The following is a 20,751-nucleotide window of genomic DNA, read 5'->3' on the forward strand; positions in this document are numbered from 1 at the left end:
TGGCAATGTCAGCGGGCAATCGACGGCAGACAATATCGTCGTCGACACCGCGGCGCCGTCCGCGCCATCCGGCCTGGCGTTGAGTGTGGCGTCGGATACCGGCAGCAGCCACGCCGACGGCGTGACCAGCAACAGCCAGCCAACGGTAACCGGCACGGCGGAAGCAGGCAGCACGGTGACGGTGTATGTGGACGGCTCGGCGGTGGGCACCGCCACGGCCAATGGCAGCGGCGCATGGAGTTACAACCTGTCCAGCAGCCTGGCCGATGGCAGCCACAGCATCCGGGCGACGGCGACCGACGCGGCTGGCAATGTCAGCGGGCAATCGACGGGAGACAATCTCGTCGTCGACACCGCGGCGCCGTCCGCGCCATCCGGTCTGGCGTTGAGTGTGGCGTCGGATACCGGCAGCAGCCACGCCGACGGCGTGACCAGCAACAACCAGCCAACGGTAACCGGCACGGCGGAAGCAGGCAGCACGGTGACGGTGTATGTGGACGGCAGGGCGGTGGGCACCACCACGGCCAATGGCAGCGGCGCATGGAGTTACAACCTGTCCAGCAGCCTGGCCGATGGCAACCACAGCATCAAGGCGACGGCGACAGACGCCGCAGGCAATATCAGCGGGCAATCGACGGCAGACAATATCGTCGTCGACACCGCGGCGCCGTCCGCGCCGTCCGGCCTGGCGTTGAGCGTGGCGTCGGATACCGGCAGCAGCCACACTGACGGCGTGACCAGCAACAACCAGCCGACGGTAACCGGCACCGCGGAAGCAGGCAGCACGGTGACGGTGTATGTGGACGGCAGGGCGGTGGGCACCACCACGGCCAATGGCAGCGGCGCATGGAGTTACAACCTGTCCAGCAGCCTGGCGGACGGCAACCACAGCATCAAGGCGACGGCGACAGACGCCGCAGGCAACATCAGCGGGCAATCGACGGCAGACAACATTTCGGTAGATACGGCAGCGCCGCAAGTGCAGAGCTTTACGGCTACCAGCACGCTGAGCACTTCGGCCAGTACGGTATCTTACCAAGTGGTGTTCACCAAGCCAGTTGTATCGTTTACCGCGGATAATTTGATCGTAGTGGCGGGCGGCAGCTCGCATGGAGCGGTGTCCGGCATCACGCAGATCAATGCGACCACATATGTCATCCAGCTGGCTGGCGTGGGAGGGGATGGGGCGCTTTCGGTTGCGATCAAGAACGGGACCGTCAGCGATACGGCCGGCAACCTGCTGACGGGGGCCATAACCGTGCCGTCCTATCAGGTGTTTACGCCGGTGGTAACCACCAGCACGGTTACGCCGATCACGGTGACGACCACGCCCACCTTCACCAATACCATCCAATTGCCCCCCATTACGCCGAATATCGTACTCGCAGCGGTAAGCGGCAATCCGGTCATTACCACGAACGGTGGCAATACGGTGACGACCACCAACACGATTACCACGGGCACGACGAGCAATACGGGCTTTGGAAGCAATACCGTGACGCCTACATTCGGCACGCTTGGAAATACCAACGGCGCGTCCCCGACCTTCATCAGCAATACGGCTGTCAATCCGACGATCGCGTTGCAGGTCAATCCCGATCTGGGCGTGCGGCCTTTGGTTTCCGGTCAGTCGTTCTCGATCACCTTGCCGCCGGCGACCATCATCACTCGCGAAGCGACAGCCAATCTCAGCATTACTGCGACCCAGAGCAATGGCCAGCCGTTGCCAGCTTGGCTGAAGTTCGATCCGACAACGGGCAAGTTCACCGGGCAGGCGCCGGCGGGCTGGAACAAGCCGATTTCGGTGGATATCCGCGTGCAGGACAAGAGCGGCCACCATGGCAACAGCCATATCCAGCTTAATTTTGGGCAGTCGCGAACGAATGGGGGGGCGACGGGCATGGCGGCAACGGGCAAGTTAGCGTTGAACAAGCAGTTCGAGAGCCATGGACACAAGCATTTCCTAGAAAGAATCCAGGCTCTGTTGGAGGGGGATGCGCAAGTGTAGGCACGTGATGCTGGGCAGCAGGCAGTACAGGGAGGTCCCTGACATTCTCAAAGCTCAAGGGGGCAGCAGCATGCAATATATAGATCAAGCAAGGCCATGGGCCATTCGACTCATGCCGCTGGCGATTGCCGCGGCGCTGACGGGTTGCGCGGTGGCGCCACAGCCGCTGAGCTTGGCTGATCGCCAGGCAACGCTGGCGGCCGACCGCCAAGCGATGTTCGGTAGCCAGGAGCCGGTGACCAAACCGGTGTCGCTGCAGGATGCGATGGCCAGGGCGCTGAAATACAACCTGGATTACCGGGTGAAACTGATGGAAGAGGCGATGGCGCAGCGTCAGCTGGATTTGTCCAGTCTGGACATGCTGCCGAAGCTGGCGTTGGCGGCCGGCTACACCTCGCGCAACAAGGACAATGCGTCATCTTCGCAAAACGTGGCGACGGGCGAACAGTCGTTGGTGCCTTCCATCTCCTCCGAAAGGCGCGACCGCACCGCGGATTTGAACCTGAGTTGGAACGTGCTCGACTTCGGGGTCAGCTATTACTCCGCGCAGCAACAGGCGGATCGAGTGCTGATACTGGAACAGCGCAAGCGCAAAGTGGCGCAGCAGTTGATGCAGCAGGTGCGCGAAGCCTGGTGGCAGGCCGCGGGCGCGCAGCGCCTGCAGGGCAGGGTGGACGCATTGTTGAAGGATGCCGAATCGGCGCTGGAGGATGCGCGGCAGGTTGAGCAACAAAAGCTGCGCGCGCCGCTGGACGCGCTTAATTATCGTCGCCAGCTGCTGGATGTGATCAGGCAGATGTCGGCTGTGCGCAATGCCTTGTCTCAGGCCAAGCCCCGGCTGGCCGCCATCATGAATGTGGCGCCGGGCCAAGATTTCCAGGTGACGGCGTCGACGGATATGCCGGTTCCTTCTTTGGGTGTCCCGGTCGACAAGATGGAAGACATGGCCTTGTTGAATCGCCCCGAGGTGATAGAGGCGAATTACAGCAAGCGCATCAGCGCGCTGGAAACGCGCAAGGCCATGGCCAAGCTGTTGCCTGGGCTGGAGTTCAGCGTGGGGCAGCACTATGACAGCAATAAATTTCTGATCAACAACGCCTGGAGCGACGCGGGCCTGCGCATCAGCTGGAATTTGCTCAACTTGTTCAGTGCCGGATCGATCACCCGCGCGGCCGATGCGCAGAAGCAGGTGGACGATGCGCAGCGCATGGCCTTGAACATGGCGGTGCTGACCCAGGTGCATGTCGCTTATCTGGATTTCAACGGCAAGGTTAGGCAGTACCAATTGGAGCATGAACTGAACGGCGTGGATCAAGCCATCTATGAACAGACGCGCAACGCGGTGGACAGCGGCGCCTCGGCGCGCTTGCAGGGCATACTGGCGGACGCCAATGCCGTATTTTCGTCCCTTCGGCTGTATCAGTCCTATGGCGACATGCAAAACGCCTATGGCCTGATGGGGGCTAGCCTGGGCCTGGATCCCTTGCCGACGTCGACCAAGGGCTATGATCTGGCCTCGCTGAGCCAGGCGTTTCAGGGCGCGGAAAGCAAATGGCAGGGCACGGTTGCGGGGGGCAAACAATGAAGGCGGGTTGGATCCTGATCTCCCTTGCTTCCTTGTCCAGCGTAGCTTTCGCCGCGGCGCCGCAGGCCGGTTCGGCCGTCAACGCCGCGGATGGCCGCATCCGCGTGCAGCTTATGTCCAGCCATGCAGTGACTTTGTCCGGTGAAGTCGCAGCCAAGATCGCAGCCCTGCCCGTGGTGGAGGGGGGAGGGTTTCGCCGAGGGCAATTGCTGGTGGAGTTCGACTGCAGCAGCTACCGCGCGCAGCTGCATAAGGCCCAGGCCTCGCTGGAGGCCGCCAGCGAGCTGATGAAGGTCAACAATCAGTTGGCCAAATACAACTCGGTGGGCAAGCTGGAGCTCACCCAGGCCCAGGGCAAGGCCAAGGAGGCTGCGGCAGACGCTAGCTATGCTCAGACGCTTGTGTCCAAGTGCAGCATAGCGGCCCCGTTTGACGGGCGAGTGGCCAAACGCAGCGCCGCTGTGCATCAATATGTCAATCCCGGCAGCCCTATCCTGGACATCGTCGACTCCGGCCCGCTGGAGTTGCGCATGCTGGTTCCGTCCAAATGGTTGTCCGGCTTGCAGCCGGGTCGTCGTTTCACGGTTTCGGTGGATGAGCTGGGCGCTAGTTTTCCAGCGAAGATCGTGCGGCTTGGCGCGCAGATCGATCCGGTCAGCCAATCCATCTTGGCCATAGGCGTGATAGACGGCAAGGCGGCCAATCTGCTCCCCGGCATGAGCGGCTGGGCCAGTTTCAAATAAGCCATGGGACACGCGGATCGTAGCAGGGAGTTAGCGATGCTGTTGCAGCTGCTGCATCGCGCAAGGGAGGCGGACAGCGCGGCGAAGCTGGGCTTCGTCATGGTCAATGAAACGATGCAGTTGCTGCCGTATCGCCAAGCGGCGTTCTGGCAAGAGGACATGCACAGCCATGTCGCGGCGCTGTCCGGGCTGGCCGAGCCGGACCCGACCGCGCCGTATCTGCAGTGGTTGTCAGCGGTGTTCCGGCACTTTCGGAGCGGAGAGGCGGCGGCTTGCCGCAGTTGCTCCGCAGCCGATTTGCCTGAGGCATTGGCGGATGAGTGGACGCAATGGCTGCCTGAGCATGGGCTGTACCTGCGCTTGGGCGAGCATGGCGCTTTGCTGTTGGCGCGCGATCTGCCCTGGAGCGAATATGAGGCGCGATTGGCGGAGGAACTGGCGCATGGCTATGCCCATGCCTTACGCCAGTTCGCGCCGCGCAGGAACTGGCGCGCGGCCGCCGGAGACTGGCTGAAAGCCGGCCCCCGCCGCAAGCGCCTGCTGCTGGGTGTCTTGTTGCTGGCCTGTTTTCCCGTGCGGCTGAGCGTGTTGGCGCGGGCAGAGGTCGTGCCCAGCGATCCGGTCTTGCTGCGCGCGCCGGTGGCGGGGGTGATAGACAAGGTATCAGTGTTGCCTAACCAGCCTGTCATACGCGGCGCCGCGCTGTTCGATCTGGACTCCACCGTGTTGACCGGTCAGTACGCGCTGGCGAAGGAGGAGGCCCGTGCCGCCGAAGAAAGCTTCCGCGCCAGCGCCCAGTTGGCGCTGACCGACGACAAGGGCAAGCTGGCGCTAGCCCAGGATAAGGCCAAAGTGGAGGAAAAAGACATCGCGGCGGACTTCACCGGACGTGAACTGACACGCATGCACGTGGTTGCGCCGGCAGATGGCGTCATAGTGTTTTCCGATCGTAACGACTGGCAGGGCAAGGCCGTCGCGCAGGGCGAAAAGGTGATGACGCTGGCGGACCCGGCCAAGGTGGAGTTGACCGCCTGGCTGCCAGGGGGCGAGGCCATCGCCTTGCAGCCGGGCAGTCAGGTCACTTTGTACCCGAACGGCTCGCCGTTCCATTCCTATGACGCGGTCTTGCTGAGGGTGGCCTACAAAGCGGAGGCTGGAGAGGGCAATGTGCTTGCCTACCGTCTGCAGGCGCGTTTCGACAGCGATCAGCGGCTGCCTCAATTGGGGCAAATGGGGACGGCGCGGGTTTACGGCGACTGGGTGCCGCTGTGCTATTACGCTTTGCGCCGCCCGCTGACCGCGGCCAGGCAGTGGCTGGGGTGGTAAACATGGAGACGCAAGGATTGCCGCCGTTGCGGCAGGAGCTGACGCTGCATGCTGGTCCGGCGCAGGCGGATGGCTCCCCCTGCTGGATGTTGCATGATCCCGCAGCCAATCGTTTCTACCAGCTTGGTTGGGCCAGTTTTGAAATGCTTTCGCGTTGGTCCCTGGGCAATGGCCCGGCTCTGCTGGAAGCAGTCAATGCCGAAACTACGCTGCATCTGACCGTGGAGGATCTGCGGCAATTGCTGTTGTTCCTGCAACGGCATCAGTTGCTGCAGGCCATCAGCCAGGCGGAAAGCGATTGGCTATGGCGTTTGCGCCAGGCCGGAAGGCCAAGCTATGCGAAATGGTTGCTGAAGAACTACTTGTTTTTCCGCATACCGCTGCTCAAGCCAGAGGCTTGGTTGAATCGCGCGCTGCCTTTCCTCGCCTGGCTGTTCCGCCCATTGTTCTGGTGGCTGATGGCGGGTACGGCCTTGCTGGGGCTGGGCATGGTGTCGCGTCGCTGGGACGAGTTCACGCATACTTTTTCCGGCTATGGCGGGTGGATGGCCGCGCTGGGCATCGCCGCGTCGCTGAGTTTGGCCAAGATACTGCACGAGATGGGCCACGCCTTGACCGCGCGCTATTTCGGTTGCCGGGTGCCGGCCATGGGCGTGGCTTTTCTCGTCATGGTGCCGGTGTTGTACACCGATACCAACGATGCCTGGAAACTGTCGTCCAGGCGGCAGCGATTGCTGATCGGTTCGGCAGGCATGCTGGCTGAGTTGACATTGGCGGCTTGCGCCACATTGGCCTGGAATTTCCTGCCTGACGGGCCTTTGCGCGCCGGGGTTTTCCTATTGGCCACCACGACCTGGCTGGCGACGCTGGCGGTGAACTCCAGTCCATTCATGCGCTTCGACGGCTATTTTCTGCTCGCGGACTGGTTGGGCGTGCCCAATCTTCATACGCGGGCGTTTGCCTTGGCGCGCTGGCAGTTGCGAGGCTGCTTGCTGGGGCTGGACGATCCGGTGCCGGAATACTTTCCGGCCGCGAGGCAGCGCGGATTGATTGCCTTCGCCTGGGCTACCTGGCTATATCGCCTGGTGTTGTTCCTATCCATCGCTTTCCTGGTGTATCACTTTTTCTTCAAGGCTTTAGGTATTTTGCTGCTGATGGTAGAGCTAGGCTGGTTCATCGTTCGGCCCATCGCGGAGGAGTTGCGGGTGTGGTGGTTGCGGCGCGCGGATTTGCGCTGGGGAAGCGAAACCCGGCGCAGCGCGGCGATACTGGCCTTGTCCTTGTTGTTCCTGATCCTGCCGTGGCAGAGCGATGTCGCCAGTCCCGCGGTGATGGGCGCTGCGCAATCGCAGGGACTGTATGCTCCAGAGGCCGCCGAGGTGGCCCAAGTGTTGGCGAAGGATGGCCAGCAAGTGAGGCGCGGTCAGTTATTGGCGCGGCTATATTCGCCGGCATTGGCGCAACAATTGGCCCAGGCCCGCGCTATCGAGCGCGGACTGGCTTCGCAGGTGGCGCAACAGCCTTTCAATAGCGGGCTGCAGCAGCAAGGCCTCACCTTGCAGAAGCAATGGCAGGCGGCGCAACAGCAGGTGGTTGCGCTGGAGCGGCAGGAAAAGCGTTTGCAGCTTATCGCGCCATTCGATGGTCGGCTGGCTGATGCCAGCGACGCATTGCGCGTGGGGACCGTGGTCGCGGCTGGCGAGCGTTTGCTGCAGGTGGTGGGGCCGCGTGGCATGCGGGGCGACGCCTTCGTCGACGAGGAAGGCCTGGTGCGTTTGCGGCAGGGCGGCAAGGCCACGTTTGTGGCGAACAGCGGCGAAGGCTGGAGCATATCTTGCCGCTTGGGCGCGATAGATAGACTGAACCTGGCGACGCTGGATGAGCCTTTGCTGGCTTCGACTTATGGCGGCTCCATTCCAACCGAGGCGCGCGATTATGGCCTGGTGCCACTGCATGCGCTGTTCCGGGTCAGGTTGGTGGATTGTGATCAGCCAGATGCGCCGCTGCGTGAAATGGCGGGCGTGGCGCGTTTGAGCGGCGAGCATTACAGCCTGTTGCAGCGAGGCTGGAGACGCCTGGCTGCGACGCTGGAGCGCGAAGCGGGATTTTGATGGCGATGCGCCGGGCGTAGTCCTGACGTGGATGTTTCTATCTCAATTGTATGTTTGCCCCGGGAGGTCTGATGTCTGCCGAACTCAATTTCTCTGCCATGGCGCAAGGCTTGTCCCTGCGCCCCGCGCGTTCCTGCGACGAGCCATGCATCGTTCGCATCTACCGCAGCGCGCGGCCGGACTTGCTGTGGATAGACGGCGAAGCCGATCTGATCGAGGCGGTGCAGCGCCAGCAATATCAGGTGCTGCAAATAGGGGCAGGCAAGCAGTATCCAAACGCGATGCACTTTATGGTGGAGAAGTCTGGCAGCACGGTGGGCGTGGTGATGGTCGATTTCGGGCACAACGAAGTTCGCGTCATCTTCCTGGCTATGTTGCCTGAGGCAAGGGGCCAGGGCTATGGCAAGGTAGTGCTGCAAGCCTTGCAGCAAGCGGCTCAGCAAGTACGCTGTCCTCTTGCCGCCGTGGTGTGGCACAGCAATGGCGAGGCGCGCAAGCTGTATCAGTCCCTGGGCTTTGTGCAGGAGGAGGCGGGGTCGATGGCAGACAAGCTGATCTGGTATCCCGAGGCCAGCCGCATCATGGTTGGCGCGGGGTGACAGCAGGGTTGCAGCAATGGGAAAACAGGAGCATAGGCTCCTGTTTTCTTGTTGGGAGGGTAGTTGTCAGGGGCTGTTGACGCTTGATGGGTGGATCACGTTTGCGCCGATTGAGGCCGGAAGCAAGGCATCCAGTCTGATGCATAGTCATTCTATGCAGGGGCTGGGCAACGCGGAATCCGGACCAGGCAAAACCTGAAGGGCCGGGCGCTTTTCGCATCGACTCGATGACTCTGTCTGTGTTTCCGCGTCTGGGGCTTCTTGATTACCGCGTTGCAGGGGGCCTCGAATTCGTCCTGACCTCGGCTGTCTGCCGGCATCGGCCTTTCCGCAGCACGGTTCGAAGCAAGAACGGGATTGAGTCCTGGCGAGCCAAGCGGCTGGGCGGGGCGGGCGAGGGGAAAAGCCCCGCCTGCGCGCTTAATTGAAAGGCAGCTGAAAATAGCAGTAGCTGCGGTCGCGTCCCATAGCGCCGGTTCGGCTTATCCACACATTGTCCAGCACGCGCTCCGGTAGGTCTGCAGTGGCGGGCAGCTGCAGCCTGCCCACGGCATCCACCAGTAGGGAGGCGGTATCGCCGGCGACCAATTCCACCACGAATGGCGTTCGCTGAGTGGTCTCCCAACCCGGCACTTGCGATAGCGGTTTCTGACGGACCGATTGAATGCGCAGCTCCACTTCCGGTTGCTGCTGCGACTGGAAGCGGCAGGATTGCCCGATCAGCGGGAGGAAGTCTTCGCTCTGGAGTTGGTCCAGCATGGGTTTCTCCTGTGGAGTGTTCTTGTCCGAGCGCGGCAGCGCCGGCTGCCGCGCCATGCGGGAGGGCTTAAGGGCTTACTGCCTGGTGGGGAAGAGGCCTTGCACGGCGATACAGAAATTCAACGCCAGATAGGGGTTAAGCACGCTGACAGGGGTGTTGCCGCCAGCCACGTCGGTATTGCCGCTCAGCCCCAGGCCCTTGACGGTGACCGGACTTTCCAGCTGCTGGCTCCAGATGGTGGCGAGGCCGGTGCCACCGCCGGACGCGCCCAGGTAGGGGTTGCTGGCGCTGGGCGCGCTGGCCGGAGTGGTTGGATTGGGAATGGTGCTGGCCTGAAAGCTGACATTGACAGCTGAGGTGCCATGGTTATGTAGCGGCATATTGGCGGTCAGCAACGCGACGGTTTGCTGGCCGCCGAAGTTTCCTACCGCGTAGGAGGGCAGGTTGTAGGTGGGTTGGGCGGGGCCCGCGCTGATCGGCATCCGGCCGCATAGATTGGGCAACTGGAAGGTGCTGCTGCCGTTGCCGCCGTAATGATTGCCGATGACGGCGTATAAGGCCTGGTTTTGGCTGACTTGCAGCGTTTGGCCCTGGCATTGCGCCCAGTCCACCGGAGGGTAGTCAAATGCAAAAGGGATAATGCTGCCGATATAAGCGTCCACGTTTGCTCCTTCGTCAGATGGTCCTGTCGGCAGGATGCCGGCAGGTGTGAAACACCACGTCACTGACATAGGTTTAGCTCATGCAAATACGAATTCAATCGACAATGTCATAATATATGATAAGTAGTTCCACTTAGCTGTCTGAGTCGGCAAAGCGGCTTGCCAGGCAAGGCTGACGTAAGGCGAGCGGTTTATCCGGCGAGAAGGACAAGGAGTCGTTCATGCCTGCATGGGGGGGCTGGGTGTTAGGCATCGCGATCTGCGCTTTTCTGCCGGAGCTGCCGAGCGCAAGCTGGCTTGGGGCGTGGATCGTTGGCGCGGCTGTGCTGGCGCGGCGGGCAGGGTCTCGTTGGCGGCCTTGGCTGGTCGGCTTGCTGGCGGTGTCGCTGGGGCTGGGGTACGCGGCCTGGCGGGCTCAGGCGCGGCTGGAGCAGGAGCTGTCGCCCGCATGGGCCAAGCGGCCGATAGCATTTGTCGCCAGCGTTCGCGGATTGCCTGTCCCCGGCGAGTATGGCACACGCTTGACGCTGGAGGTGGAACGCACGTTGACGCCTGGCGCTGCGTTGCCGCCCCGCGTGCAGCTGTTCGACTATCGCAAGCAGGAGTGGCCGCCCGGCAGCCGCTGGCGCTTGGCGGCGAATTTCAAGCCTCGGCGGGGCAGCGCCAATGCGTTTGGTTTCGACGCCGAGCAATGGTTGTGGTCCGAAGGCCTGCTGGCCAGCGGCTCAGCCGGCAAAGCGCGCGAGCGCCTGGCGGACAGCATGGACCTGACTGCATGGGTGGATGGTTGGCGGGCCACTCAAGTCGCCCGAGTGGAGCGAATACTTGGGGTGGGGCGCGAATCCGCCTTGGTCTCGGCGCTGACCGTCGGCGCCCAGCAGCGGGTGGCGGCGGCGGATTGGCGCTTGTTCGCCGCGACTGGGTTGACCCATATTGTTTCCATTTCCGGGCTGCATATCACCATGATGGCCGGTATGGTTGCCTGGGCTTGCGCGCGCGCGTTGCGACGTTGGCCGCTGACGCGTTCTCCGCGGGTGGCGACGGCCGTGGCCGCCTGGCTGGCCGCCGCGGTTTATGCCTTGTTGGCCGGGTTTTCGGTGCCGACCCAGCGCACGCTGTTCATGTTGCTGGTGGCTAGTGGTTGTTTGATATCGCGCCGGCAGTTATCGCCATTTCAGGCTTGGTGGTTGGCATTGGCGCTGGTTTTGGCGTTGGATCCGTTCTCGGTGCTGGCGCCGGGCCTTTGGCTGTCGTTCGGTCTGGTGGCCGCGTTGATGCTGGGGACCTGGGCGCGGCGGCGGCCGGAGTCGGCCTGGCGGGCCGCGCTGTCCGGGCAGTGGGCTGCCGGCGTGGCCAGCCTGGTGCCGTTGGCGGCATGGTTCGGCGGTTTTCCGCTGGTTTCGCCGCTGGCCAACGCCTTGGCTATTCCTTACGTTTCGATGTTGTTGACGCCGTTGTCCTTGCTGGCGGTGTTGTCGCCGTGGGATGGTCTGCTGCCCTTGGCGGGCATCGCGGTTCGCGGATTTTATCTGGGCGTGGAGTGGCTGGCGCAGGGGCCGGCGTGGCATGTGGCCGGTTCGCCGTGGCCTTTGCTGGCGCTGGCGGCGGCGGGCAGCGTCTGGTTGATCGCGCCGCGCGGGGTGCCGGGCAAGGGGCTGGCCGCCGTCTTGCTGTTGCCCTTGTTGTTGTACCGTCCGCCGGGACCGGCGCCGGGAGCCGTGCGCGCCACGGTGTTCGATGTCGGACAGGGGCTGTCATTGCTGGTGCAGACCGCGAACCATGCGTTGTTGTTCGATACTGGCGCCGGCGACGCGGAAAGGGTGGTATTGCCGCAGTTGCGTGGATTGGGCGTCGACTCGCTCGACGTCTTGTTGTTGTCGCACCACGATGCGGACCATGACGGCGCGGCGAACGGGGTGCTGCGGGCGCTGCCAGTGCGCCGGTTGCTGGCCGGGCAGCCGCAATCGCTGGCGCCTTGGCGGGCTCAGCCTTGTCGCCAGGGGGATGGCTGGAGCTGGGACGGCGTGCGCTTCGAGGTGCTGGGGCCACCGCCTGCCGCAGCGGGCGATGAGGACAATGCACGCAGCTGCGTGCTGCGCGTGTCTGGGGCGCGGCATGCGCTGCTGGTCAGCGGCGACGCGCCGCTGTCGATCGAGGATGCCTTGGCGGCGCAATATGGCGACCGCCTGCGCAGCACGGTGCTGATTGCGGGCCACCACGGCAGCCGGACCTCCAGCGGCGAGGCCTGGCTGAATGCGGCGCGGCCCAGGCTGGCGCTGATCAGCGCGGGCTATCTGAACCGCTATCGCCATCCGCACCCCGAGGTGCTGCGGCGTTTGCGGGAGCATGGCGCGCTGGCGTTGCGAACCGACCAGGACGGCGCGCTGACGCTGGAGCTGGCGGATGAGCCGGCCTGGCGGTGCCTGCGGCGGGAGAGCCCCCGCTATTGGCGCGCGCGCGGCGACTGCGGGGGCGAGGTCATGGCTGACTGACGATGGCGACCACGCGATTGCCCGCGCCCTCGTAGCGCAGGCTGTCGAAAGACAGCTTGCGGGCGATCAGGATGCCGCGGCCGTGGCGGGTCATCAGCGAGGCGGGCTCGGCGTTTTGATAGTATTCCCAGTCGAAGCCCTCGCCCATGTCTTCAATGGCGAACTGCAACTGGTTGCCTTCATGGCTGAACTCCACGGACACCGTGCGTTCTCGGTATTCCGGCGCCTGCAGGCGCGTTTCCAGCTCGGTCTCCCAGGTGCCATCGGCAATCAGCTGGCTTTTTTCCTCATAGCTGATGGCCAGGTTGCCGTGCTCTATGGCGTTGACCAGCAATTCGAACAGGCCGGTGGCCACCCGCTCCGTCTGTTTGCTGGTTTTGGCCAGCAGGGCGGTGATGGCCTGCGCCTCGCGGTGAGTGCGGCAATGGAAGCGGGCGCTCTGCAGGTGGCGCAGCGCGTCTACATGCAGATTGGCCAGCTCGCGGAAGTGGGCGTAGCGGTCCCAGTGGCCGACCGCCGCGCCGACGATGGCCAGCAGCATGTCGCGCGAGAACGGCTTGGTCAGATAGTAGAAGGCGCCGGCCGCCAGGCCCTCCTGCACGCTGGAGGCGGCGCCCATCGCCGTTTGCATGATGACGGGCAGGAATTCCAGCCGGGGTTCGGACTTGATCTTTTTGAGCACGTCGAAGCCGCTCATGCCCGGCATCATCTTGTCCAGCAGGATGGTGGAGAATTGCTCGCCCTCGCGCTGCAGGATGTCCCAGGCGACTTCGCCATTCTCGGCCAGTTGGGTTTCATAGCCGGCGTCTTCCAGCAACTCGGCCATCAGCTCCAGATTGAAGGGCTCATCGTCAACGAGCAAGAGTTTGTGAGGCATCCGGGGTTCCCTCCTCTAAGTTTCGCTGAAACTGCCGCGGGATGCTGAATGTGAACATGGCGCCGCCTTCCGGCCGATTGCGCGCGCTGATGTGGCCGTGATGGGCATGGACGATTTCGCGGCTGATCGCCAGTCCCAGGCCGGTGCCGCCGGCGCCGGTCTTGGTGGTGCTGCTCTGGATGAACTTGTCGAATATCGTTTCCAGCTCCGCCTCGGGAATGCCCGGCCCCGCATCCTCTACAGTGACAATGGCCCATTCCTGACCATCTTGCTCGGTCAATTTGCCATGCACCAGGATTTCCGCGCCGGCGGGGCTGAATTTGACGGCATTGGACAGCAGGTTGCGGATCACCTGGCCGATGCGGAAAGGGTCGATGTCGGCGACCAGCAACTCCGGTTCGCATTCCAGCAGGATGCGGATTTGACTGCGGCTGGCCAGCGGCGTGATTTCCTCGCAAGCTTCGCGCAGGCATTGGGTCAGGCTGTTGCGGCTGATCGAGTAGTCCATGCGGCCGACTTCCATTTTGGCCATGTCGAGCAAATCGTTCAGCAGCGTCAGCAGGCGGTTGCCGCTGGCGTTGATGCGGCCGAAATATTGTTCCAGCTTGCTGTCGTCGAGGCCGCGCGCGCGCAGCTGGCCCATTTCGGTAAAGCCGAGGATGGCGTGCAGCGGCGTGCGTAGCTCGTGCGACATATTGGCCAGGAACTCGGTCTTGGCGCGGCTGGTTTCCTCGGCCAGGATTTTGGCCTTGCGCAGCGTGTCCTCCACCGAGCGCTGGGCCGACACGTCCTGATACACCCAGATGGTGCCGAGCTTGGGCACGGAGGGGTTGACCGCCTTGCCGTGCAGCCGGCACCAGAACAGCAGCCCCTTGCCAGTGCGCAGCTTCATTTCGGCCTGCACCACCTTGCCGTCGTTGAGCAGGCTGTACAGCACTTTGCCGGTGCGTTCCCATTGTTCCGGATTTTCGAAATAGGGCAGGGTGGGCTGGCCTATCACGTTGCGGTCCTGCTGCTGGAACAGCTCGAGGAAAGCGTGATTGACCTGGCGCAGGTGGCGATCGACGATATAGGCCATCGCCAGCGGGCTGGCGTCCAGCAGCGCCGCCAATTGCTGGCTTTGCACTTCTACTTGTTCGGCCAGGCTGTTTTTGAGTCGGATCAGCGCTTCTTCTTGCTTCTTGCGCACGGTGATGTCGCGACAGACGGTGACGTAGAACCAGTCGTCAGGCATCACCACTCGGCTCAGCGACAGCTCTACCGGCAGCAATTGCCCGTCGCTGCGCAGCAGGCTGGCCTCGAACGGCCGTCCCTCATGCAATTGCGCGGTTTGCTCGAACGACTGATTGGGCGCGCGGCTGTACAGCTCGGGGAACAAGACGCCGACCGGCAGGTTTTCCAGCGAGGCCGCGCTCTGCTCCACCAGCCTTGCCGCCGCTGGATTGGCCTGCAGGATGTGGCCGGCGCGATCGATCAGGATGATGGCGTCGGAGCTGGCCTGCAGTATCGCGCGCTGGCGGGCCTCGCTCTGCGCCAGCGCCTGCTCGGACAGCATGCGGTCATTGATCTGTTCGTGCAGGGTGCGGCTGCTTTGCTCCAGTTGCTGTTGCTGATGCTGCAACTGGCCGTTTAGCCGTTGGTTCTGTCTTTGCTGGCGCTGCTGCAACAGCAGCAGCAGCAGCAGGATGCCCGCGCTCGTAGCCAGCACGGACCAGGCGGTGGGCGTGAGCAGGGGGCGTATCGGCTCCAGCGCGTAGGCGCCCAGCAGCAGCTCGTTGCCGCCTATCGTGCTGCGCCGCGTCACTATGGGGGTGTCGGTGGGCACCGGTTTGCCCGGCAGCGAATCCAGCAAGGGGATGTCAGGCTGATTCTTGCTCCAGACCAGCAGCCGCACGTGGCGCAGGGGATTGTCGGCCATCAGCGCGTCGCCCATGGGCTGGGTCAGCCGGTCTGGCCGCAGATTGAGCAAGAGCAGAGTATGGTCGTCGCCCAAGCGGGTGACGATGTCCAGCCGCGAGCTGCCGGGGCCTTCCGGCTGGCTGGGCAGCAGCATGGGTTGATCGCTGCGGCGAGCCAGGTCCAGTATCCACTTGATGTCGCCCTGATGGCTAAGATCCAAGCCCTGCGGCAACGCGTTGGCGTCATCGGGCAGATAGCTGGCCACAGGGTAGTACTGCACTTGCGGCGGGCTGGGGAGCAGATGCTGCTTGTTCAGATAGCGGATGCTGGCGGCGATGCGGTTTTCAAATGACTCGCGCTGGCTTTGCTCCACCAGCATCACGGTGCCGATGCCGGCGAAGACGCTGTCGTCGTGCACGACGCGGCGCGCCAAGTCCTGGAATGCATGGGGCGTGTCGCCGTTGATCAACTGCTGGGCCATGATGCGCGAGTGCTCCAGTGCATCGCCCAGTTGCAGCACCACCAGACCGGTGGCCAGCGCGCCCCAGTGCTGCTGCTGCTGCTGGCGTTCGTTGCGGTCGTGCTCAAGCAATAGCCAGTATTCGGTCAGCAGCAACGCCGCGCCAAGCGCGACGCCGAGCAGAATCGAGGTAAGGCGGCTCAACCGCGACATGGCGACTCCGTCAGCGCCCGCTCAGTTCTTGGTATAGCGCCTCGAATTCGCGCGACAGCTTGTGGCGCGGGTCCAGATAGACCATGGGCCGCGCGGCTTGGTGCGACTCGCGTATCTTGACCGACGCCGACAAGGGCGAATCCAGCACTGGCAAGCCTTCCGCCTTCAGTTCGTCCACCAGCTTGACTGGCAGGCTGGCGCGCGGCTGGAACTGGTTCACCACGATGCCCTCTATGAACAGGGCCGGGTTGTGGTCGGCGCGGATTTCATCGGCGCTGGCTTTCAGGCTGTATAGCGCGTGGCGCGAGAAGGCGTCGCAGTCGAACGGGATCAGGCAGCGCTCGGCGGCGATCAGCGCCGAACGGGTGTAGAAATTCAGCGCCGGCGGCGTATCTATCCAGATTTCGTCGTAGTGCGGCGCCAGCTGGTCCAGCGCTTCCTTGAGCTTGAACATCTTGTAGCGAGACTCGAGCTTGCCCATCAACTCCGCCAACTCCGGGTGGGAGGCCAGCAGCGACAGGCCGTCGATGGCGGTGCCGCGGACGAATTCATGCGGTTCTTTGGCGAACAGCGTGATGTTGAGCATCTGTTGAAACAGGTCGGCCACGCTGGGTCCGCCGCTCGCCGCGGCGTCTCCTTGCAGATATTGGCTGGCGTTGCCTTGCGGGTCGAGATCGATCAGCAGCACGCGCTGCCCATTGCGGGCCGCCACCGCGGCCAGATTGACGGCGATGGTGGATTTGCCCACGCCGCCTTTCTGATTGAATACCACGCGTCGGATGGTCATGAAAACTCCTGTGGAAAGTGGGGCGGCGACAGGCTCAGAAGCCGGGTTGCCCTTTGCAGACCAGCAGCATTTGTTGGTAACTGGCGGAGTTTTGCACAACCGGCATGGCTTTTATCTGGCTGTCATTATAGGTGAAGCTGGCGATCTGGCGGCCGTTTTCATCGAACAAGGCCATGTCCAGCAGGCGGAAGGTGTGCTGGGCGCAATCGATTTGCCAAGTGTTCAGCGAGACCTTGTGCCGCGGGGTAGTCAGGAAATTCTCTTTTTTCAGATTGAAGATGGTTTTGCGGCCGCGGAAGGTGGCCAGCGCGCCCTCGCGCTTGACTGACAGCAGGTCCAGCTCGTTCAGGATATTGCCATTGGGCGATACGCCCAGGTTCTGCCAGTCGGCGCTGGCGGCAGGCGCGGCGGGAGCGGACGGCTGAGCCGCGGGCTTGGCCGGGGCGGCCGCCTGCTGCGGCGCTGTGGCGCAGCCGGCCAGCAGCAACAGGGCGAGCAGGGAGGCGGTTTGAATGCGCATGTTCGAATCTCCAGAATATCCCGCCAGTGTCGCATAGCGGCGTGCTGCCGGGGAGTCATCGGCGCGGCTCGGCAGAAATTTTCAAAAACTTGGAACTTTATCGCCGCGGGGGGAGTCTTTCACAGTGCGAGAGCATTTTTCCTCTTCGTTTCACATTGTCTCCATCCAACTTATGGCCGCCTTCCCCGGGCGGCCACTTTTTTTGCCCCGCGCCCCTCGAGCCGCCGGCTTGCCGTACAATACCGCTTTTCCCGCAAGACTTTACCGCCGGCATGCACGACGCGCTCTCCATTCTTACCCATATTTTCGGCTACCCGGAGTTCCGGGGCCAGCAGCAGGAGATCGTCGAGCAGGTGGCGCATGGCGGCCACGCCTTGGTGCTGATGCCCACTGGCGGCGGAAAGAGTCTGTGCTATCAAATTCCGGCGCTGCTGCGCGACGGCGTCGCCATTGTGGTGTCGCCCCTGATTGCGCTGATGCAGGACCAGGTGGCGACGCTGCAAGAGCTGGGCGTGGCCGCGGCCTGCCTCAACTCCGCCACTGGCCAGGACGAGGCGCGCGACATCGCCCGCCAGGCCCGCGCCGGCACGCTGGATTTGCTGTATGTAGCGCCGGAGCGGCTGCTGACGCCGCGCTTCCTCGATTTCTTGTCGCAGCTGAAGATCGCGCTGTTCGCCATCGACGAGGCGCATTGCGTCAGCCATTGGGGCCATGATTTCCGTCCCGAATACCAGCAACTGGGCATGCTGGCCGAGCAGTTTCCGCAGGTGCCGCGAATCGCGCTGACCGCCACCGCCGACGAGCAGACGCGGCTCGACATCATTCATTATCTGAAACTGGCCGAGGCGCGGGTGTTCTTGTCCAGCTTCGACCGGCCCAATCTGTTCTATCAAGTAGTGGAGAAGCACAACGCCAAGAAACAGCTGCTGGACTTCATTCGCCAGGAGCACCAGGGGGCCTCCGGCATCGTCTATTGCCTGTCGCGCAAGCGTGTGGAGGACACCGCGCAGTGGCTGCGCGACAACGGCGTAGAAGCGCTGGCCTACCATGCCGGCATGAGCCACGCCGAACGCGAGGCCAATCAGCGGTTGTTCCTGCGCGAGGACGGCGTCGTGATGGTGGCCACTGTCGCCTTCGGCATGGGCATAGACAAGCCGGACGTGCGCTTTGTCGCCCACATCGATATGCCCAAAAGCCCGGAAAACTTCTATCAGGAATCCGGCCGCGCCGGCCGCGACGGCCTGCCGTCGGCCAGTTGGCTGTGCTACGGTCTCAACGACGTGGTGCAGCTGCGGCAGATGATAGAAGGCGGTGAGATGGCCGAGCTGCAAAAACAGGTGGAATTGAGCAAGCTGGACGCGATGCTGGCCTTCTGCGAAACCGCCGGCTGCCGCCGCCAGCATATCCTGGCGCACTTCGGCGAGCAGAGCCGACCCTGCGGTCATTGCGACAACTGTCTGCATCCGCCCATCACCTACGACGCCACCGAACCGGTGCGCAAGTTGTTGTCCTGTATCTATAGAGTAGGGCAGCGTTTTCCCACCGGCCACGTCATCGACGTGCTGCTGGGTCGGCAGAGCGCCAGCATCAGCCATCATGGACACGACCAGCTCAGCACCTACGGCATAGGCAAGGACATGAACCAGCGCGGCTGGCGCTCCATCGTTCGCCAGCTGGTGGCGCGCCAGCTGGTGCAGGTGGACATCGCCCGCGGCCAGTCGCTGGTGTTGACCGACGCCTGCCGTTCCTTGCTCAAGGGCGAGCAGAGCATCTATCTGCGGCCACTGGCCGATGAGAAAAAGTCCAGGAACAGCGGCGGGGCGGACCGCTGGCTGCGCACCGAGCGCGAAGAGCGGCTGTGGCAGGCGCTGCGGCGCTGGCGCCGCCAGGTGGCGGACGAGCACAATGTGCCGGCCTACGCGGTGTTTTCCGACCGCACGCTGCGCGATCTGGTGGAAAAGCGGCCGGACAGTCCTGCGGGCCTGCAACGCATCTACGGCCTGGGCGAATTGAAGCTGGCGCGCTATGGCGAGGCGCTGCTGAACTGCCTGCGCGAGGCCCAGGAGTAGCGCAGGCGATTTGTTCAGCCGGGTTTGGCGAAGTTCTTATACAATATGTCGCATATATGTAAATGCTGGAGAATTGAATGGCTGTGAATCTGAACCCGCCCCAAGCCAATCTGTTGCCGGCCATCGCCGGCGTCGAGCTGCTGGTCGGCTCGGCAGGCATCAAGACCCCGGGCCGCAAGGATGTGCTGGTGGTGCGGCTGGACAAGGGCAACACCGTGGCCGGCGTGTTTACCCGCAACCGTTTCTGCGCCGCGCCGGTGCGCTTGTGCCAAGCGCACTTGGCGGCCGGCGTGCAGATCCGCGCTTTGGTCGTGAATACGGGCAATGCCAATGCCGGCACCGGGGTGGATGGCCATAACCGCGCGGTGTCGGTTTGCCAGGCGGTGGCTGATCAGAACCAGTTGCAGTTGGAGCAGGTGTTGCCGTTCTCTACCGGCGTGATTCTGGAGCCGCTGCCGGCCGACAAGATCATCGCTGCGTTGCCAGCGCTGCATCAGGCGGACTGGGCCGAGGCCGCTCAGGCCATCATGACCACCGATACCCTTGCCAAGGCGGCCAGCCGCTCGGTGGCAATCGACGGCAAAGCGGTGACCATCACCGGCATCGCCAAGGGGTCGGGCATGATCCATCCCAATATGGCCACCATGCTGGGCTTCGTCGCCACCGACGCCTCCATCACCCGGCCGCTGTTGAATCAGTTGGTCAAGGAAGTGGCGGACCAATCTTTCAATAGCATCACGGTGGATGGCGATACCTCCACCAACGACAGCTTTATCCTGATCTCCACCGGTAAGAGCGAAGCGGCGCTGATCGATTCCGCCGTACAGCCGGCCTACCAGCAATTGAAGCAAGCATTGTTGGAAGTGGCGATTGAGCTGGCGCAAGCCATCGTTCGCGACGGCGAAGGCGCCACCAAGTTCATCACGGTGGAAGTGAACGGCGGCCGCTCAGTGGCCGAGTGCAAAGATGTCGCCTACGCCATCGCGCGTTCCCCATTGGTGAAGACAGCCTTCTTCGCTTCCGATCCGAACCTGGGGCGTCTGTTGGCGGCCATCGGCTACGCAGGCGTCGCCGACCTGGATGTCGACCGTCTCTCCTTATATCTGGACGATGTGTTGGTGGCCTGCGACGGCGGCCGCAATCCTGCATATAAGGAAGAGCAGGGCCAGGCGGTGATGAATCAGAGCGAAATCACGGTGCGGGTGGAGTTGGGACGAGGCGCCGCCAGCGCCAAGGTCTGGACCTGTGATTTCTCTTATGAGTATGTGCGCATCAACGCCGACTACCGCAGCTGATCGCGCCTATAGATAAGTTGCGAATCCTGCAAACTGAGAAAAAAGCTCCTGTTCACGGGAGCTTTTTCATTTCTATCAGTAGCAAGCTCAAGGGTGCGGCAGCCTTTTTATGAGAATTTACGGGGGGAGATTAAAAATTTAATATACATAATTATTTTAAAATCATGTTGTTATGATTGATTTCTTAAAATTATCGTATTTTCCTCAAAAAACCTGTTGACCGAGGGTGGGGGCGCAGGTATAGTTCGTCTCCTCAGCTGACGCAGCGAACGAAGCAGCGGAAACGAAACGGTTTCCGATGCGACGAAAGCAGCGAAGGCACTGCTCTTTAACAGAACGAATAAC

General features: G+C 62.9%; 15 protein-coding genes. 9 read left to right on the top strand and 6 right to left on the bottom strand.

The window, feature by feature from the left end; all coding sequences use genetic code 11:
• The 6 genes from C2I19_RS21420 to C2I19_RS21445 all read left to right on the top strand — a co-directional run.
• Nucleotides 1–2,008, top strand: a 2,008-nt coding sequence (locus C2I19_RS21420) for an Ig-like domain-containing protein (protein ID WP_199181326.1), incomplete at its 5' end; no start/stop codon positions are given.
• Between the two features lie 70 nt (nucleotides 2,009–2,078).
• Nucleotides 2,079–3,593, top strand: a complete 1,515-nt coding sequence (locus tag C2I19_RS21425) for a TolC family protein (RefSeq protein ID WP_103904586.1) — start codon at nucleotides 2,079–2,081, stop codon at nucleotides 3,591–3,593.
• Nucleotides 3,590–4,336, top strand: a complete 747-nt coding sequence (locus tag C2I19_RS21430) for an efflux RND transporter periplasmic adaptor subunit (RefSeq protein WP_103904587.1) — start codon at nucleotides 3,590–3,592, stop codon at nucleotides 4,334–4,336. The genes C2I19_RS21425 and C2I19_RS21430 overlap by 4 nt, the downstream gene beginning before the upstream one ends.
• Before the next feature lie 36 nt (nucleotides 4,337–4,372).
• Complete coding sequence (locus tag C2I19_RS21435) at nucleotides 4,373–5,662, top strand: efflux RND transporter periplasmic adaptor subunit (protein WP_233201323.1); 1,290 nt, start codon at nucleotides 4,373–4,375, stop codon at nucleotides 5,660–5,662.
• Nucleotides 5,663–5,664: 2 nt separating this feature from the next.
• Entirely contained in the window at nucleotides 5,665–7,773 is a 2,109-nt protein-coding gene (locus tag C2I19_RS21440) for a site-2 protease family protein (protein WP_233201324.1), read from the top strand.
• Nucleotides 7,774–7,844: 71 nt separating this feature from the next.
• Nucleotides 7,845–8,372 (top strand): GNAT family N-acetyltransferase, encoded by a 528-nt coding sequence (locus tag C2I19_RS21445; protein WP_103904589.1) that lies wholly within the window; start codon nucleotides 7,845–7,847, stop codon nucleotides 8,370–8,372.
• A gap of 420 nt (nucleotides 8,373–8,792) precedes the next feature.
• Here C2I19_RS21445 and C2I19_RS21450 read toward each other — a convergent pair whose 3' ends face one another.
• Together C2I19_RS21450 and C2I19_RS21455 are read right to left on the bottom strand one after the other, a co-directional pair.
• Entirely contained in the window at nucleotides 8,793–9,131 is a 339-nt protein-coding gene (locus tag C2I19_RS21450) for a hypothetical protein (RefSeq protein WP_103904590.1), read from the bottom strand.
• Nucleotides 9,132–9,206: 75 nt separating this feature from the next.
• The gene (locus C2I19_RS21455) at nucleotides 9,207–9,794 is read right to left on the bottom strand and encodes a phage tail protein (protein WP_103904591.1); all 588 of its coding nucleotides are present in this window, start codon (nucleotides 9,792–9,794) and stop codon (nucleotides 9,207–9,209) included.
• Between the two features lie 221 nt (nucleotides 9,795–10,015).
• On the opposite strand from C2I19_RS21455, the gene C2I19_RS21460 reads away from it, so the two are divergent.
• Nucleotides 10,016–12,286: a DNA internalization-related competence protein ComEC/Rec2 gene (locus C2I19_RS21460; protein WP_103904592.1), complete on the top strand. Its 2,271-nt coding sequence runs from the start codon at nucleotides 10,016–10,018 to the stop codon at nucleotides 12,284–12,286.
• Here C2I19_RS21460 and C2I19_RS21465 read toward each other — a convergent pair.
• The 4 genes from C2I19_RS21465 to C2I19_RS21480 are packed head-to-tail and all read right to left on the bottom strand — an operon-like array spanning nucleotide 12,273 to nucleotide 17,042.
• The gene (locus C2I19_RS21465) at nucleotides 12,273–13,163 is read right to left on the bottom strand and encodes a response regulator (protein ID WP_103904593.1); all 891 of its coding nucleotides are present in this window, start codon (nucleotides 13,161–13,163) and stop codon (nucleotides 12,273–12,275) included. The genes C2I19_RS21460 and C2I19_RS21465 overlap by 14 nt on opposite strands.
• On the bottom strand, nucleotides 13,138–15,735 hold the full coding sequence (locus C2I19_RS21470; RefSeq protein WP_103904594.1) for an ATP-binding protein: 2,598 nt from the start codon (nucleotides 15,733–15,735) through the stop codon (nucleotides 13,138–13,140). The genes C2I19_RS21465 and C2I19_RS21470 overlap by 26 nt, the downstream gene beginning before the upstream one ends.
• Nucleotides 15,736–15,745: 10 nt before the next feature.
• Complete coding sequence (locus C2I19_RS21475; protein ID WP_103904595.1) at nucleotides 15,746–16,522, bottom strand: ParA family protein; 777 nt, start codon at nucleotides 16,520–16,522, stop codon at nucleotides 15,746–15,748.
• A gap of 34 nt (nucleotides 16,523–16,556) precedes the next feature.
• A complete protein-coding gene (locus C2I19_RS21480; protein WP_103904596.1) occupies nucleotides 16,557–17,042 on the bottom strand; it encodes a surface-adhesin E family protein in 486 nt (161 codons plus the stop codon).
• Between the two features lie 272 nt (nucleotides 17,043–17,314).
• Between C2I19_RS21480 and recQ the strand changes: the two genes are divergently transcribed.
• Nucleotides 17,315–19,111, top strand: a complete 1,797-nt coding sequence (gene recQ / locus C2I19_RS21485; protein ID WP_103904597.1) for a DNA helicase RecQ — start codon at nucleotides 17,315–17,317, stop codon at nucleotides 19,109–19,111.
• Nucleotides 19,112–19,188: 77 nt separating this feature from the next.
• Complete coding sequence (argJ, locus tag C2I19_RS21490; RefSeq protein ID WP_103904598.1) at nucleotides 19,189–20,406, top strand: bifunctional glutamate N-acetyltransferase/amino-acid acetyltransferase ArgJ; 1,218 nt, start codon at nucleotides 19,189–19,191, stop codon at nucleotides 20,404–20,406.
• Nucleotides 20,407–20,751: the final 345 nt, after the last annotated feature.

Source organism: Chromobacterium alticapitis, from assembly GCF_002924365.1.
Taxonomy (GTDB): domain Bacteria; phylum Pseudomonadota; class Gammaproteobacteria; order Burkholderiales; family Chromobacteriaceae; genus Chromobacterium; species Chromobacterium alticapitis.

Excerpts from the sequence above, each read along its gene's own strand:
- C2I19_RS21440 (WP_233201324.1), top strand. The coding sequence starts at position 5,665 with ATGGAGACGCAAGGATTGCCGCCGTTGCGGCAGGAGCTGACGCTGCAT.
- C2I19_RS21460 (WP_103904592.1), top strand. The coding sequence starts at position 10,016 with ATGCCTGCATGGGGGGGCTGGGTGTTAGGCATCGCGATCTGCGCTTTT.
- argJ (WP_103904598.1), top strand. The coding sequence starts at position 19,189 with ATGGCTGTGAATCTGAACCCGCCCCAAGCCAATCTGTTGCCGGCCATC.
- C2I19_RS21425 (WP_103904586.1), top strand. The coding sequence starts at position 2,079 with ATGCAATATATAGATCAAGCAAGGCCATGGGCCATTCGACTCATGCCG.
- C2I19_RS21430 (WP_103904587.1), top strand. The coding sequence starts at position 3,590 with ATGAAGGCGGGTTGGATCCTGATCTCCCTTGCTTCCTTGTCCAGCGTA.
- C2I19_RS21435 (WP_233201323.1), top strand. The coding sequence starts at position 4,373 with ATGCTGTTGCAGCTGCTGCATCGCGCAAGGGAGGCGGACAGCGCGGCG.
- C2I19_RS21475 (WP_103904595.1), bottom strand. The coding sequence starts at position 16,522 with ATGACCATCCGACGCGTGGTATTCAATCAGAAAGGCGGCGTGGGCAAA.
- C2I19_RS21445 (WP_103904589.1), top strand. The coding sequence starts at position 7,845 with ATGTCTGCCGAACTCAATTTCTCTGCCATGGCGCAAGGCTTGTCCCTG.
- recQ (WP_103904597.1), top strand. The coding sequence starts at position 17,315 with ATGCACGACGCGCTCTCCATTCTTACCCATATTTTCGGCTACCCGGAG.
- C2I19_RS21465 (WP_103904593.1), bottom strand. The coding sequence starts at position 13,163 with ATGCCTCACAAACTCTTGCTCGTTGACGATGAGCCCTTCAATCTGGAG.
- C2I19_RS21480 (WP_103904596.1), bottom strand. The coding sequence starts at position 17,042 with ATGCGCATTCAAACCGCCTCCCTGCTCGCCCTGTTGCTGCTGGCCGGC.
- C2I19_RS21450 (WP_103904590.1), bottom strand. The coding sequence starts at position 9,131 with ATGCTGGACCAACTCCAGAGCGAAGACTTCCTCCCGCTGATCGGGCAA.
- C2I19_RS21470 (WP_103904594.1), bottom strand. The coding sequence starts at position 15,735 with ATGTCGCGGTTGAGCCGCCTTACCTCGATTCTGCTCGGCGTCGCGCTT.